14 protein-coding genes are annotated in these 14,835 nt (G+C 38.5%); 5 read left to right on the forward strand and 9 right to left on the reverse strand.

Annotated features, from left to right (window positions below; translation table 11 throughout):
• Positions 1–98: 98 nt before the first annotated feature.
• The 3 genes from AC0L6O_RS02005 to AC0L6O_RS02015 are packed head-to-tail and all read left to right on the forward strand — an operon-like array spanning position 99 to position 3,735.
• Complete coding sequence (locus AC0L6O_RS02005) at positions 99–968, forward strand: helix-turn-helix transcriptional regulator (protein WP_473305914.1); 870 nt, start codon at positions 99–101, stop codon at positions 966–968.
• Positions 958–2,490, forward strand: coding sequence for a gluconokinase (locus AC0L6O_RS02010; protein WP_473305915.1), 1,533 nt, complete (start codon positions 958–960; stop codon positions 2,488–2,490). The genes AC0L6O_RS02005 and AC0L6O_RS02010 overlap by 11 nt, the downstream gene beginning before the upstream one ends.
• Positions 2,491–3,735 carry an acyltransferase family protein gene (locus AC0L6O_RS02015; RefSeq protein WP_473305917.1) on the forward strand — a complete coding sequence of 415 codons (1,245 nt, stop codon included), beginning with the start codon at positions 2,491–2,493 and terminating at the stop codon, positions 3,733–3,735.
• Here AC0L6O_RS02015 and AC0L6O_RS02020 read toward each other — a convergent pair.
• The 3 genes from AC0L6O_RS02020 to AC0L6O_RS02030 all read right to left on the reverse strand — a co-directional run bounded on the left by AC0L6O_RS02020 (position 3,732) and on the right by AC0L6O_RS02030 (position 5,763).
• Complete coding sequence (locus AC0L6O_RS02020) at positions 3,732–3,932, reverse strand: helix-turn-helix transcriptional regulator (RefSeq protein WP_473305918.1); 201 nt, start codon at positions 3,930–3,932, stop codon at positions 3,732–3,734. The genes AC0L6O_RS02015 and AC0L6O_RS02020 overlap by 4 nt on opposite strands.
• Positions 3,933–4,322 (reverse strand): hypothetical protein, encoded by a 390-nt coding sequence (locus AC0L6O_RS02025; protein ID WP_473305919.1) that lies wholly within the window; start codon positions 4,320–4,322, stop codon positions 3,933–3,935.
• Between the two features lie 556 nt (positions 4,323–4,878).
• Positions 4,879–5,763, reverse strand: a complete 885-nt coding sequence (locus AC0L6O_RS02030; protein WP_473305920.1) for a sulfite exporter TauE/SafE family protein — start codon at positions 5,761–5,763, stop codon at positions 4,879–4,881.
• Positions 5,764–5,940: 177 nt separating this feature from the next.
• Here AC0L6O_RS02030 and AC0L6O_RS02035 point away from each other — a divergent pair, with 177 nt between their 5' ends.
• Positions 5,941–6,399 carry a GyrI-like domain-containing protein gene (locus AC0L6O_RS02035; protein WP_473305922.1) on the forward strand — a complete coding sequence of 153 codons (459 nt, stop codon included), beginning with the start codon at positions 5,941–5,943 and terminating at the stop codon, positions 6,397–6,399.
• A gap of 129 nt (positions 6,400–6,528) precedes the next feature.
• Here the strand turns inward: AC0L6O_RS02035 and AC0L6O_RS02040 are convergent, their stop codons facing one another.
• The 5 genes from AC0L6O_RS02040 to AC0L6O_RS02060 all read right to left on the reverse strand — a co-directional run bounded on the left by AC0L6O_RS02040 (position 6,529) and on the right by AC0L6O_RS02060 (position 11,803).
• Positions 6,529–8,166 (reverse strand): ribulokinase, encoded by a 1,638-nt coding sequence (locus tag AC0L6O_RS02040; protein ID WP_473305924.1) that lies wholly within the window; start codon positions 8,164–8,166, stop codon positions 6,529–6,531.
• A gap of 90 nt (positions 8,167–8,256) precedes the next feature.
• Entirely contained in the window at positions 8,257–8,835 is a 579-nt protein-coding gene (locus tag AC0L6O_RS02045) for a LutC/YkgG family protein (RefSeq protein ID WP_473305926.1), read from the reverse strand.
• Positions 8,832–10,196 (reverse strand): lactate utilization protein B, encoded by a 1,365-nt coding sequence (locus AC0L6O_RS02050; protein ID WP_473305928.1) that lies wholly within the window; start codon positions 10,194–10,196, stop codon positions 8,832–8,834. Before AC0L6O_RS02050 ends, AC0L6O_RS02045 begins: the two co-directional genes overlap by 4 nt.
• Positions 10,193–10,906: a (Fe-S)-binding protein gene (locus tag AC0L6O_RS02055; RefSeq protein WP_473305930.1), complete on the reverse strand. Its 714-nt coding sequence runs from the start codon at positions 10,904–10,906 to the stop codon at positions 10,193–10,195. The genes AC0L6O_RS02050 and AC0L6O_RS02055 overlap by 4 nt, the downstream gene beginning before the upstream one ends.
• Before the next feature lie 66 nt (positions 10,907–10,972).
• Positions 10,973–11,803, reverse strand: a complete 831-nt coding sequence (locus AC0L6O_RS02060; protein ID WP_473305931.1) for a winged helix-turn-helix domain-containing protein — start codon at positions 11,801–11,803, stop codon at positions 10,973–10,975.
• A 131-nt stretch (positions 11,804–11,934) separates the two neighbouring features.
• Here AC0L6O_RS02060 and AC0L6O_RS02065 point away from each other — a divergent pair, with 131 nt between their 5' ends.
• Positions 11,935–12,411 carry a hypothetical protein gene (locus AC0L6O_RS02065; protein WP_473305932.1) on the forward strand — a complete coding sequence of 159 codons (477 nt, stop codon included), beginning with the start codon at positions 11,935–11,937 and terminating at the stop codon, positions 12,409–12,411.
• Here AC0L6O_RS02065 and AC0L6O_RS02070 read toward each other — a convergent pair whose 3' ends face one another.
• The gene (locus AC0L6O_RS02070; RefSeq protein ID WP_473305934.1) at positions 12,412–14,802 is read right to left on the reverse strand and encodes an ABC transporter permease; all 2,391 of its coding nucleotides are present in this window, start codon (positions 14,800–14,802) and stop codon (positions 12,412–12,414) included.
• Positions 14,803–14,835: the final 33 nt, after the last annotated feature.

The raw sequence follows: 14,835 nt of genomic DNA on the forward strand, positions 1-14,835 counted from the left end.
TTCCCCTTTTATTTATATTAAGCTTTCAAATTACTTCGGCGGCTGATTTTACAAAAATTGTATAATTCGCAGATTTGATATGCCTTTTAACCTATAAAATGACACCAAAAGCTTTAATTCAAGGCCAAACGGAGCTATTAGACCCTTTCAAACAGATTGGGAAGCTTGTGGTGCATAAGGGTACACCACAGCTGGAAGAGCATTCTATGCTGCTAGAAATTAAATGTTTAACGTTCTTTTTTATACACGAGGGTAAATTTGAGTGGTTTGTTAATGGTATCTCTTGTATTTTACTTCCTCATGATTTATTGGTTTTGCATCCCAACGATTTATTAAGTTTTGGGGGAGGAATTTTGGAAACGGGTACTTATGTGGAATTATCTATCGATGAGCTTGAAGGTGTTTTGTTTAATAGAACTTGGAGTGGGCTTAGTGTGCCAGATGGCTTACTTATAAAACAAACGTTGGAGCAGAACTTCCCGTTAATAATACAGGATTTAAAGGAAGTTTCGAGAATACTTCAAACGCTTATATATGAGTTGACGGGTTGTAGGTTAGGTCATGTTACAAGAGTAAATGGCCTGATTGATGAACTTTTTATTACGGTCTCAAGGGCCTTAAGTGTTGAAAACAATCAGAGTCATGACTTCCCAAAAGTGTTTCTCAAATTGGATAAAATGTTGAGAGAAAATCTAGGGCACCCATGGACTGTTAATGAAATGGGAAGCATGGTAGGATTGGGCACAACAGCCTTCACAGAAAAAATAAAATATTATACAGGGTTTGCTCCTTTGCAATATTTGATAAACTTGCGAGTAGCGGAGGCCATGCGTATGATTAAAAACTCAGACTTTTCTATGACAAGAATTGCCTTAGAACTTGGGTTTTATAGTTCACAACACTTCTCTTCTACCTTTAAAAAATTAACGGGTTTCTCTCCTAAAAGTTATAGAAAAAATGGATTCTAAAAAGGCCTGTATTCTTACCATTAACATTGGTACCTCTGCCACTAAAATAATTGGTTTTGATTATTTAGGAGTAGAAGTTGTAGTTAAAAAGGGGGCGTACCCTACCTTTCACCCACATCCTGATTTGAGTGAACAAGATCCTGAGCAAATCTTTATAACCATTATGTTTTTACTAAAGGGAATCTTAAATGATGCATCCTTTTACGATAAACATTATGTACAAAGTATTATTCTAAGCTCTTCTATGCACAGTGTTTTACCCTTAGATAAGAGTGGAAATACACTAGGCAATGCTGTGATTTGGTCAGATAATCGAGCTTGTCATATTTCTACCTCCTTAAAAGGAACCGAGCTAGGTAATAGAATTTATAAAAATACGGGTACCCCTATTCATGCTATGTCTCCATTATCAAAAATTACATGGATAAGAGAAAATGAACCAGAGAAGTTTGAAAGAATAAGCCGGTTTGTTTCTTTGAAAGAATATGTGATTTATCAGCTCACAGGCGAGTTTTGCGTAGACTATAGCATAGCATCTGCCACAGGCTTGTTTAATTTAGAGCAGCTTAAGTGGGATGCAGACGCTATGAAGTTTGCCAACCTAGACGCCTCTTATTTTTCTAAACCAGCGGACATTTTTTATTCAGAATTGAAAATTAAAGCTCCCATTCTTACCTCTTTAAGGTTGGATAAGAACACTAAGTTGATTTTGGGAAGCTCGGATGGTTGTATGGCATCTTTAAGTGCTGGTTCGATGAGGAGTGATCAAGCTGTGGTGTCGGTGACTAGCTCTGGTGCTGTGAGAGTGTTTGGTGAAGAGTATTTATTAGACGGTAAAGGAAGTTTCTTTAATTATATACTGGAAAAAGGTAAATATATAAGCGGAGGACCTACTAATAATGGAGGAGTAGCTTTTGAGTGGGCTGCCAGAGGCTTGGGAGGCAATTACAAGGATTTACCATTAGAGGATTTGATGGTGAAATTATTTAATGAGGCAGCAAAAGTAAAAGAAGGGTCAGAAGGGCTTATATTTTTACCCTATCTACAGGGAGAAAGAGCACCTATATGGAATTCTAATGCACGAGGTGTATATTTTGGCTTAAACATTACTCATGAATCAAGACATATTATTAGGGCTACACTGGAAGGTATTTTGTATGAAATTTATAGTATTGGGAGGTCTATAAAGCGTCACAGAGAATTTCAAACTATTCACTTAAATGGCTATAATGCCATGCATCCTTTGTGGTCTGGCATAATCTGTGATTTGTATGGAATGCCGGCCTCGGTAAGTACTTACAAGCATGCTGCTAATATGGGGTCTGCTATGGTGGGTTTAACAGCAATGGGCGTATATGATAGTCTAGAGCATTCATTGGAAATAGCTCCAGAAAAAATCATGAAAAACCCGAATGGAAAGAAAAACAAGATTTATTCAAAATATTACGATTTATTTGAGCGACTTACGAATAAATTGGAGCCGGAATTCGAAGAAATATCAAAACTGCAAAACGACTATTAAATGAAGAAAAGACTTCCTTCCATTGATGTTTTCCGCGGAATAACCATCATGCTCATGACCTTAGTTAATAACCCAGGGGACTGGGGCAATGTGATTACACCATTTTTACATGCTAAATGGCATGGCTGCACACCTACAGATTTGGTGTTTCCTTTCTTCCTTTTTGTGGTAGGTATTACCACCGTTTTGGCATCGCCAGAACCTTCTTTTGATAAGAATACTTTTCTGAAAATTACGGTTAGAGCATTACGAATTTTCTCACTGGGTCTCTTTCTAAATTTCTTTTCAAAAATTCACCTTTTCGGGCTAGAGGGCTACTCCCTTTTGATGGTGAGACTGATTTTTGTGGCTTTGGTCTACTATTTATTATTGACTAAATATGACCTGAAGAGGCAATTATACGTGGTTCTGGGTTTTCTAGCTATACTTTTCACCTTAGCTTATTTACCCGTTTCAGGATTTGAAAATGTTAGAATTCCGGGTGTGTTACAGCGTATAGGTTTGGTGTATTTTGTGGTCGCTATTCTGTATAATAAATTTTCATTAAAGGTATTAGCGGGTATTTGTGTGGTGCTTCTTTTGGGATATTGGGCCGCCATGGCTTTGATTCCAATAGACGGGGTAATTGGTGTTTTTGATAAAGATGTAAACGTGGCCGCTGCCTTTGATAGGTTATTTTTGGAAGGGCACATGTGGGCATCCTCTAAAACATGGGACCCAGAAGGACTTTTTAGCACGCTTCCGGCTTTTGCCACGGGCTTAATGGGTGTATTTATAGGCACCCTTTTAACTAAGGAGAAATATGATAAAGAAAGAGTCAATTATCTTATTTATGCTGGTCTTGGATTAACTGCCGTGGGATATTTTTGGAACATGGTCTTTCCTATCAATAAGGCCTTATGGACATCTTCTTATGTTCTTTATACAGCTGGCTTAGCCACTTTATTAATGGCCTTGATTTATTTCGTGGTAGAAGAGCGTGGTATTAAATTTTGGATTAAGCCATTCTTAATTTTTGGTGTAAACCCAATGCTTATTTTCTTCTTTTCAGGCATTATTCCAAGGGTGCTTTCTACTGTCAAAATAGATGGTGTGGGCTTTCAGCAATACGTTTATAAAAATGGTTTAGTACCAATGTTTGCTGACCCGAAATATGCGTCTCTTTCGTGGGCAATTCTTTATCTGCTATTCTGGTTTGCTGTTTTAGCGGTATTTTATAAAAAGAAGATTTTTGTGAAGGTTTAATCGGTTTCTTCTATCGTAAAGAGGTAGTTAATGTCAACTTTAAGAGCTTTAGCTAGTTTAAATGCAAGAATGACTGAGGGCGTAAATTTCCCTTTTTCAATAGCATATATGGTTTGCCTCGTGACACCTATGTGTTCTGCGAGTTCTATTTGAGACATTTCTAATCTTGCCCTTTCCACACGTATTAGATTTTTCATTTAATCTGGCAGAGCGTTTTTCCTCACTTTATTTAATAGAAGATAGAAGACGATTTGATAGAAACATAATTTTGAAGCTTCCATTGACCAATTCTTGTCAATAATTAGTCGAATACCGATGTATACTAAAGTGCCAAAGAAAACAAGATAAATGCTTTCCATCCTTATCTTTTGAATATAATCATCAAAGGTTTTGTCTTTTGCTAATGCATAAATTATGATACTAATTAGTGTAGTAATGGTTAGTAAGAATTCAGATTGATGAAACGTTATCCCATTAGCTGTCCAGTGAGCCTCATTCCATCCGTTTATTATCGAAATTACTCCAACAGGGATAAAGAATATTAAGGCGATATACTTAAAGTAATGTGGTAAGAATTGATATTTCATAGAGTTTAAAAGCTTGACAAGGAATAATGTTTTCTAAACTTGTTGATTATAAGGAAAAGGAGAATCTGAGTTTCGAAAAAATAAGAAGCTCCAATTTGCCAATCAATATTGAAAAGTAAACGGATAAATATAAAAACTAGACTAGCAAAAAAAGTAATGTACATACTTTCAAGCCTCCTATAGATCATGAATTCGTCAATAATTTTATCCTTGGAAAACGCGTAAACGAAAATCCCAAAGTATTGGATTAAATCGAATTTCTCCGAAAAAAAAATAGGATGAAGGCCAAGAGTTTTTATGTCTTCAGGGAGCCCATTAAGACCATTAATAAACGCTTGCAATCCAGAGCCAAGACCAAACAAAAAATAGAGGCTTAGGCCTACATACTTAAAATAGTGTGGTAAGAATTGATATTTCATTTTTAAAAGATATGTAAATTATACACTCCAAATGTAAAGTATATATTACATAAAGACAAGTGTTGATTACCGTTTTGAGGCAAAAAATACTCGGATACTGCTGAAAAGCGAAAGGTTATTTTAATTGAGTGTTACTATTAAAGTAGCCTAATAAGCGTTCTGACACTTAAAATGATTAATAGTAAACCCACTAAAATGGTAGCTGGTTTTCTTGGAATTTTGTTTAGAAAATAGGCTCCGACTGGTGCAGCTATAATACCACCTACCACTAACCCTGCAATTACTCGCCAGCCGCTAATGCCTTCAAAAAGGACAAAGGTGATGCCGCTGGCAAAGGAAATTGCAAACTCCGCGGTGTTGACAGAACCAATGGTATAGCGAGGGTCTCTTCCTCTACCCATAAGCGTAGAGGTGACAATTGGCCCCCAACCTCCACCGCCAATGGAGTCCATAAAACCACCGAAACCTGCCAGTAGACCAAGGTTTTTACTTTTCTTCTTTTTGATGTTTTTCTTCAGGCCTTTAATGATGATGGTAGCTGCTAGAATAATCATGTAGATAGCTATGAAGGGTTTTATGGCTTCTCCGTCTATAACATCTGCAAGTAAATAAGCACCGATTATAGCCCCAGCAATACCCGGAACTAACAAGTTTAAAACGAGTTTCTTGTTGATGTTTTTAAACTTATAATGCGATATGGCAGAAGCACCTGTGGTAAACATTTCTGCTACATGAACCGCCATGCTACTGGTGGCAGGGTGCACACCAAAAGAAAGTAAAAAAGTGGTAGAGGTGGCTCCATAACCCATGCCCAAGGTGCCATCTACTAATTGGGCAAAAACACCAATAGCTAGAAATATGAGAAACTCTTGATTAAATCCGTTTTCGATTTTTTCAATGGTAAAGCTCTCAGAATAGTTTATAAACAAGAAAACGGCAAGTCCAGTAAGCAGGACTGCAGGTATGATGTACCAAAGCTTATTAGCCCCGATCACATTACTTGTTTGAGTTTTTGAATGCATTTGCTTTGACAGAAAAATAATTTATGATTTCTAGGTCACTAAAAATTTCACAAATAAACTATACTCTAGTTAATCTATAAGATAAATAGACTAAATATATTTATACAAATAGGTTGAGGCTACTGACAAACTGATGTCACTTGCACTGGTTTACTTTGTATCAAAAGAAATAAGCATATGAAAAAACAAGAATTAGCATCGAAAAAAGTAATTGGTATTTGGGTAAGAACCACTAATCACGAGGAGCAAGCACTCACAGATATTCAAGCACTTTGGGGCAGGTTTATGTCAGAAGAAATCATGTCAAAAATCCCCAATTTAATAGGCTCTGAAATTTATTCTATCTACACAGAATACGAAGGCGATTTTACAAAACCTTATACCACAGTTTTGGCCTGTGAAGTAAGTAGTTTAGACGAAATACCAGAAGGTATGAAAGGATTAGAAATAGGTGGAGGTGATTATGTGAAGTTTGTGGCTAAAGGGAATTTAAACGAAGGTGCAGTAGGTAATGCTTGGATGGAAATTTGGGAAAGTGGAGCAGATAGAAGATACACTACAGATTTTGAAGTGTATGGAGCCAAATCACAGAATAGAGAAGATGCGGAGGTTGATATTTTTGTGGCTGTAAAATAACGGTTTTAGCTCCAGAGGAGCGAAATGTTGGTAGCGAGGGGTTTCACCCCTCGCTACTCGGTTAAAAGCTTCGTTTGTTTGGCGTGATTTTGGTCCCAAAATCGTGACAAACGTTGAGGGCATAAACGCCTACTTGTTCTCCACAAACTGTCCAAATTCCGTGTATTTGGCATAAAGCTTATCGTAAATAGCCGTTTTTGATGGGTTTGGACGGTATTCCTTATTGAATCCTGAACCCATCGCTTTTTGAGCTTCTTCTACATTGTCATAAATCCCGGCGGCTGTGGCGGCAAACATTCCTGCTCCCAAAGCACAGGCTTGGTCAGAAGCTGCCACTTTGATGGGCATGTTTAGTACGTCTGCCAATGTCTGCATTACAAAAGACGATTTATTGGCAACGCCACCAATTCCAATCACTTGTTTTATAGGAACACCTTCCGCTATAAATCTATCTACAATGGCTTTTGCACCAAAGGCTGTAGCTTCTACCAAAGCTTTAAAAACCACAGCGGCATCGCTACCTAAATTCAATCCAGCAATAGCACCTTTTAATGTATGATTGGCATCAGGAGTACGTCTGCCGTTAAACCAGTCTAGGGCTATGGCGTCGTTTTCTGTTAGGGCTAATTGAGAAGCTTTGTCTGCCAAATGAGGTATCAATTCCTCCGCCATTTTATCTTTGACAGCTTGGTCTTCGATGAGGTCGTTAACAGGTCCAAGAATCAATCTTTGAAACCAAGCGTAAACATCACCAAAAGCAGATTGACCTGCTTCCATTCCTAGCATTCCTGGCAAAATGGAGCCGTCTACTTGGCCACAAATCCCTTTGATTAATAAATGCCCAACTTCCTCGGTAGGTGCCACCAGCATATCACAGGTAGAGGTTCCCATTACTCTTACCAGCGAATAAGGTTCAATTTCTGCACCCACGCCGCCCATATGAGCGTCAAAAGCACCTACGCCTATAACCACGTTTTCTGGTACGCCAAGCTTCTTAGCCCATTTAGGCGAAATATAACCCATGGCTTCATCAGAGGTGAAAGTTTCGGAGAAAAGTCGGTCTCTTAATCCAGAAAGTAAAGGGTCTAAGATGGTAAGAAATTCTTCAGAAGGAAGTCCTTCAAATTCTTCATGCCACATGGCTTTATGCCCTGCCGCACATCGGCTTCTTTTAAGTGTTAGTGGGTTGGTATTTCCTGTCAATTCGGCTGAAATCCAGTCGCAGTGCTCTACCCAAGAAAAAGCTTTATCTCTTACTTGTTCATCTACCCTAAGCGTTCTTAATATTTTAGCCCAAAACCATTCCGAAGAATAAATGCCACCTACATATTTAGTATAATCAATGGAGCCATTATGAGCCAATTCGTTTATTTCTTCTGCTTCTGCATTGCCTGTATGGTCTTTCCAGAGAATAAACATCCCGTTTGGGTTTTCGGCAAATTCAGGCAAAAGAGCTAAGGGCGTTCCGTTTCTATCCACCGCTACTGGTGTAGAACCCGTGGTGTCTACAGAAATTCCAACTACGTTTTTTGCTATCTCAGAGCCTGCTTCTGCTAGAGCCCCTTTTACCGCAGTTTCTAAACTTTCAATATAATCTAAGGGATGCTGTCTGAATTGCGAAGCAGCAGGGTCACAGTACTTTCCTTCTTTCCATCGTGGATAATAGCATACAGCAGTACCGTGGCTTTCACCATTTTCTGCATTAACTATGAGGGCTCTTACGGAGTCTGAGCCAAAATCTATTCCGATGGTGTATTTAGAGGTCATTCAAAAGGGTATTTAATTCTGGGTTTAAAGATAAAGCTTTAAACGGAAATTGACCTCGATTGACCAGTCCTTAAGACTAAATTCTAAGTATTACATTAAGAAAACGAAAAGCTCTCTAGAGCCATGAGCTCCCACCACCAACGATTGTTCAATATCAGCGGTTTTTGAAGGGCCTGAAATGAAGGTTCCAAAGCTTGATTTGCTGCTATCTAAATTTTTATAGGCTTGCTGCATCAAAGGAACAATGCTCGACTTCTTTAAAATAATCCCTAGCCTTTGGCAAATGAAAGGAGCTACACGTTGTCCCATTTGTTTGTCAGAAATCCAAATGGCACCATTTTCTGCTACGCCAAGCGTTCCTTCAAAAAGAGCAAACTCTACATTTTCTAGAAGGTGTTGGTCTTGCTCTTTCCAGTTTGCGGTATCTGGAAAGTCAATGGTTTCCACATTAGAAATCATTCGTTTTCCATCAAACTTTTCAGTTACAAAACTGGCCACTTCGCTTAAGGAATTAACCTCTATCACCTCCGTATAAAGTTCGCCTAAAATGGTTTTGAATTTTGACACAGGGTCACCAATGTAGGCTACATCAAATTCAGGTAAAATCACCTGCTCTTGGCTTGAGGTTTGACTTTTAAGTCTATCTAATATTTGGGCTCTGCTGCTCATCTGTTTTTCTTATACCAATCTTTAAAACTTTCCGTGTCCATGTCGGGCATTTCTCTGCTTTTATACCAAGGGTTCAATGGGTTATTGATGGCATAAGGCATTAAGGTCATGGCTTTTTTACCTAGTTTCCCTCCAATATCATAAACCTTCGGGTTAGACAAAACGAAGTTCATCACTTTCAATCCTATCTTTTTGGAGGTTTCTAAATGCCCCGCTTTTCCTATGACCTGTCGCCACTCATAAAGCTGCTCATGAATGTTTATTTTGACAGGACAAACATTGCTGCAAGCACCACATAAAGTAGAGGCGAATGGTAAGTCAGAATACTCTTTTAAATTAGTGTTTGGAGCCAGAATAGAACCAATAGGTCCAGGAACGGTCACATGATAAGAGTGTCCGCCACTTCTTCTGTAAACCGGACAAGTATTCATACATGCTGCACATCTGATGCATTTTAGACCCGCTTTGAATTTTGGTAATTGAATATGCCTGCTTCTCCCATTATCTACCAAAACCAAGTGCATCTCTTGCCCTTTTCTTGGCTTTTTGAAATGACTGGAATAGGCCGTTATGGGTTGGCCCGTGCTACTTCTTGCCAGTAAACGAAGCATGACGCTTAAATGCTCTCTTTTTGGAATAAGTTTTTCTAAACCCATGCAAGAGATTTGAACTGGGGCTAAATGTGCTCCCATGTCTGCATTTCCTTCGTTGGTGCATACTACATATTCGCCCGTTTCGGCTATCGCAAAGTTTACACCCGTAAGGGCGGCGTCTGCCGTCAAAAAGTCTTGTCTTAGGCTTTGGCGAGCGGCTTCTGCTAAGTATTGAGGGTCAAAGTTTCCTTTTTCTGTTCCCCAAGACTCGTGAAAAGTATCGCTAATTTCTTCTCTTTTTAGGTGGATGGCAGGCATCACAATATGGCTAGGGTGCTCATCTCTTAGTTGGATAATCCTTTCGCCTAAGTCGGTATCAATAACTTCAATGCCATTTTTCTCCAAATGTGGGTTTAGTCCACATTCTTCTGTGAGCATTGATTTGCTCTTTACCATTTTCTTGACATTATGTTTTGCCAAGATTCCATGTACCATAGCGTTATGCTCTTCCGCATCAGCAGCCCAGTGAACCGTTATGCCGTTTTCTGTAGCATTTTTTTCAAATTCTATTAAAAGGTCATGAAGATTATCAAGAACATAATCTTTTATATTGGAGGCCGTTTGTCTCAATAATTCCCAGTCTGGAATACCAAAAGCGGCCACATCTCTTTTCTTTCTAACACCCCAAATAGATTTATTATGCCAATCTGTTCGGTCGGTGTCGTTTGTAAGTTTTTCTGCTAAACTGGCGTGTTTTCCTTCACTCATGATGCTAAACCGTTTAAAATTTCAGCAATGTGAATCACCTTAATATTTGATTTTTTTCGTTTCAAAATGCCGTCAATGTGCATCAGGCAAGACATATCTGCACTGGTGATATAATCTACTTCGTCAGCTTCAAATTCCGCTGCTTTGTCTTGTCCCATTTTGGCAGAAACCGCTTCTTCACTCACACAGAAAGTACCACCAAATCCACAGCATTCATCTACTTTTTCAGGATAAGAGAGTTCTAAACCACCTACCATTTTAAGCAATGGTTCTAGTTTTGAAAATGGTTCTGCGACCAGTTCGGAGCTTTTGGCCAATTGCAATCCACGAAGCCCGTGACAACTTTGGTGTAAACCTACTTTGAATGGGAAGTTTGATGTTAAACTTTTCACCTTTAAAACATCTGTAAGAAATTCGCAGAGTTCATACACCTTAGTTTGTGTACCCAAAACATGTTCTTTCAAATGCAGGGTGCAGCTTCCAGAAGGGCAAACCACATAATCAGAATCACCGAAAAGGTTTTGGTTAAGACCGTCTAGTTTTTTAGTCAAATGCTGAAAACCAGAGTTTGCCATAGGCTGTCCGCAGCAAGTCTGACTTTGATGAAAAACTACTTCGCAGCCAAATTTTTCTAGTAGACTTAAGGTAGCTACGCCAGTTTGAGGATATAGCTGGTCAATATAACAGGGTATAAAAAGAGATACTTTCAAAATTTCCTACTGGATTGTTGTCAATTGTATAGCATAGTTACATCATAGATGGGTGCGGTGCAAGGATTAGCCCGTTTTAACCCCAAGTTCGTAACCTATACTGTGCTTGTTGGAAATAGAAATGTTTGGGTCTTTTGCGAGTTTTTTACGGAGTTTTGAAATGTACATGTCCAAACTTCGGCCCACTATCACACCCTCGTCTTCCCATACTTCTTTTTGAATGCGGTTTCTTTCAATTAGTTGATTTGGGCTATCCGCCAAAATGCTTAGAATTTGGGTTTCTTTATAGGTCAATTTGATTTTTTGCTCTCCTATTAGGAGGCATTGATTGGCCGTGTCAAATTCATATTTGCCTATTTTCAATAAGCTGTCAGAAGGTTTTGGTTTCCGTTTTCTGAAAATCAAGAAGAGTGCTAAGCAAGCGACAATGAATAATAGAACATAAGCAATGGTCCAATCTGCTTTTGCTTCTTTGTCAAAACTTATTTCTATAAAGTAGCAGTCTGGAGCCAGCGGCCTGTCTTTACAGGGGACTATTTCTTTCTGTCTTTTTTGCAGAATGGCGTAGGAAAATAAAGTCTCCTGAATCAGACATTCTTTTACGCTTACTATATAAGACGTTTCTATGCTGTTGGCATCCATTTGTCTTTTTACAATATTGACCAAGGAGTCAGGATTCAGATTAATAGGGCCATTAAAACGAATTTGATATTGGGCGTCAGCCAGTTTTTTGACGGGTAACACACGTGTGGTGCTATCAGCGTTTTGAAGTAATACCTGATAACCAATCATTCTCATGACCACCTCTGTTTTAGCGTCATCAAAAGAGGCTTGTTGACCAAAAGAAGGCGTAGCGAAAAGGCTAAGAATAAGAAGAATGTTTTTGAGAAGTTTCATCGGCCTAAAGGTAAAGCTTTGCTTGGCGAGTAACATTTTGTAAAAGCCTATTTTACACTTTTTTACATAAATTTTTACAGTATAAATTGTCTCTAGACTTCTTTACGCCGGTACTTTTATCAAAAAAGCGAATGAATAAATTTATGAAAGTAGGAGCTTTGCTGTTGGTTTTTCTGTCGGTTTCTCTTGCCTCAAATGCCCAAGATTGGGACTCTATTATTAAGGGGGATAAGGCGTGGCTTATCAAAAGAGATAATGAGATGGAAAGGAATGAGCTAGGTAAGGACGAGCCGTTTTATACAAACCCAATTCTTATAAACGAAAAGCCGCTAGATTATAATGACTTCAATTTGCGTTCGCACGGAAAGTTGACCGTGGTTAGAGGTAATCCAGAATCTGGCGATAGAACAGAAATTCCGTTTACCGTTAGTTTAAGAAGGAATGGTGTAATTGTTTACCCTTCTTCCGTTCCGTTGTTTGACAAGCAGTTTTATGTGGTCGAAATTTCTGAGATATTTAAATATGCCCGAGTAAACGACGAGTTAATTATAAGACCCGTAAAAAAGGAACATTATAAAGCCAAAAAGATATTGAATCTGATTCCCTGATTATTCTTTCAAATGCTCCACAGGGTTTAGCCGTAAAGCTTTATTGATTTGAAAAACAGCTAGCGTTATGATGATGCTCAAAAAGCAAATAACCACGAGCACAAAACTCTGCACGGGCATAGAAATACGGAAAGCATAGTTTTGAAGCCAATCGCCCAATATATAATAAGTGAAAGGAACTGTGACAGATAATGCGGCCAGAAGAATGAACACGAATTCTTTTATGAGCAGCCAGTTTACAGAAACGAAATTTGCCCCAAGTACTCTTCTCAGGCTTAGCTCTTTTAACCTTTTAGACACATTTAAAGAAAGTGTACCAAGCACACCAAGGCTAACTAAGATAAGAGCCAAAATGGTGGCTAAACGAGATGCTTTTTTTAGGCGAATTTCTGAACTGTAGAGATTGGCAAGATTAGCTTCTTGGCTTTGGTAAATGAAAGGGGAGTTAGGGAAAACGCTTTGCCATTTGGTTTCGATGGCTTTTTTAGCTTCGCCAAAATCTGAAGCTCCTAGACGTAAAGAAAGGTAACGGTAGATGTTGGAATTATTGATATTCGTAAAAACCAGTGGGCCAATTTTTTGATGGAAACTGGCGAAGTGAAAGTCAGAAAGAACGCCTATGATTTCAAAATCACCTTGAAAGGTTTCTAAATAAATTGTTTGGTTTAGTGCACTCTCAGGAGTGTCAAAACCTAAGCTTTTAGCAGCGGTCTGATTAATGACAACATGGTTGTTTGGTTCACTTCCGGCATTATGATACCTCCCTGCCAATAGTTTTAAGTTATAGGCGTCGGAATAGGCTTCGTCTGTTTGTAAAATTTCAGCAAACACTTGCGGAGATTCTCCATTTTTTATTCCAGTTCTCATGCCAACCTTTCCATCAGGAATTTCATAAGAGATGCTTCCTTTTTCTACTTCTGGAAGACTTTCGAATTCTGTCCGGATGGTTTTCATTTTAGAAATACCTTTTGGCGACCAGTCTCTAGGCATTGTCAAATAGACCATTTGTTGCTGGCTAAAGCCCAAGTCTTTTTCAAAGAAGTAATTGATTTGCTTGTCTACCACCAAAGCTCCAAAACCTACAAACAAAGCCATGGCAAACTGAACGCCAATCAGAAAGCGTCTCAAGTTGGTTTGACCAGAAATACTTTGGAATCGATTTTTGAGAGCTAAAACCACATGCAGTTTGGACACAATTAAGGTAGGGAAAAGCGTGGCTAAAATGCCAATGAGTAAACTGAATAAGAATGCAAAACCAAAGAATGCAGCATTGATTTGGAACAAAGAAACCAATGTTTTTCCTAATATTTCGGCGTAGTAATTTCTGCCAACTTGGTAAATGATAAGTCCGATGATGAAAGCGATAAAGGAGAGCAGGCAGCTTTCTAAAAGTAGCTGAAAGACCAGTTGTTTTCTGTTGCTACCCAGTGTTTTTCTAATGCCAATTTCTTTTAATCTATTGGAAGAAGCACCTAGCGAAATATTGACAAAGTTTATAATACCAATGAGTAACATGACCAAAGCTATAGTCAATAAGGTGTTGATGTTTTTTTGTACAAAACCGTTTTTATCTGTCAAATACAGGCTTTTATAGTCGGCTAGTTTGATGCTTAAATTCTCCGATATATCTGCCGATGTGTTTGCTTGCAACAAGTCTTTAATTGGTTTTTCTAATTGTGCTGGAGAAACACCTTCGGCCAGTTCGATGTTATTGACAGCAAACAGGTTTTGCCATTGATTTATGCTTTCAAATCTGCCAAAGTAACGCAAGCTTTCTTTTGACATTAAAACAGGAAGCTCTTCATTTATTAATTGTAAAACGGAGTTAAAGGGTGCCTTTGCTAAAACGCCAGAAATTCTAAATGGTCTTCTTTCTCCACTGAAAGATTCTACTTCGAGCGTTTGATTAAGTACATCAGTTTTTCCAAAGTACTTTAAAGCCATTTTCTCAGAAATGACCATGCTGTAAGGTTCTTCCAATGCTGTTTTTGGATTTCCTTGACTTAGCCCTAAACCATACATTTCTAAAACATTATCGCCAAGCTGCACGGACTCCGTATGGACAATATCTTCATGTTGGAAAGTAACGCCTACGCCATCATAGGTATAGGCATTTGCCACCAAATGAGGGTATTCGTTTTTTAAGGCTTCCGCCAAAGGAGCAGGACTCACAAAGTCTGGAGATCTTCCTTCTTGTTGCCATTCGCTTTTTAAAAGAAACTGACGGTTAATGTTTTTAAGGTTCTGATTTACTTGCAACTCAGACCAAACATAGCTGCTAATAATAAAGGAGAATGCTAAACCTACAGAGAGGCCAATGAGCATCATGAATGAAAAAGAGCGTTTCCTAATTAGGTTTCGCCAGGCTGTTTTGAAGTAGTTTTGGAGCATAACTAAAAGTAAAAAGCCAAGAGTAGATACCCT

The sequence above is a fragment of the Arcticibacterium sp. GJ41-1 genome (genome assembly GCF_055808875.1).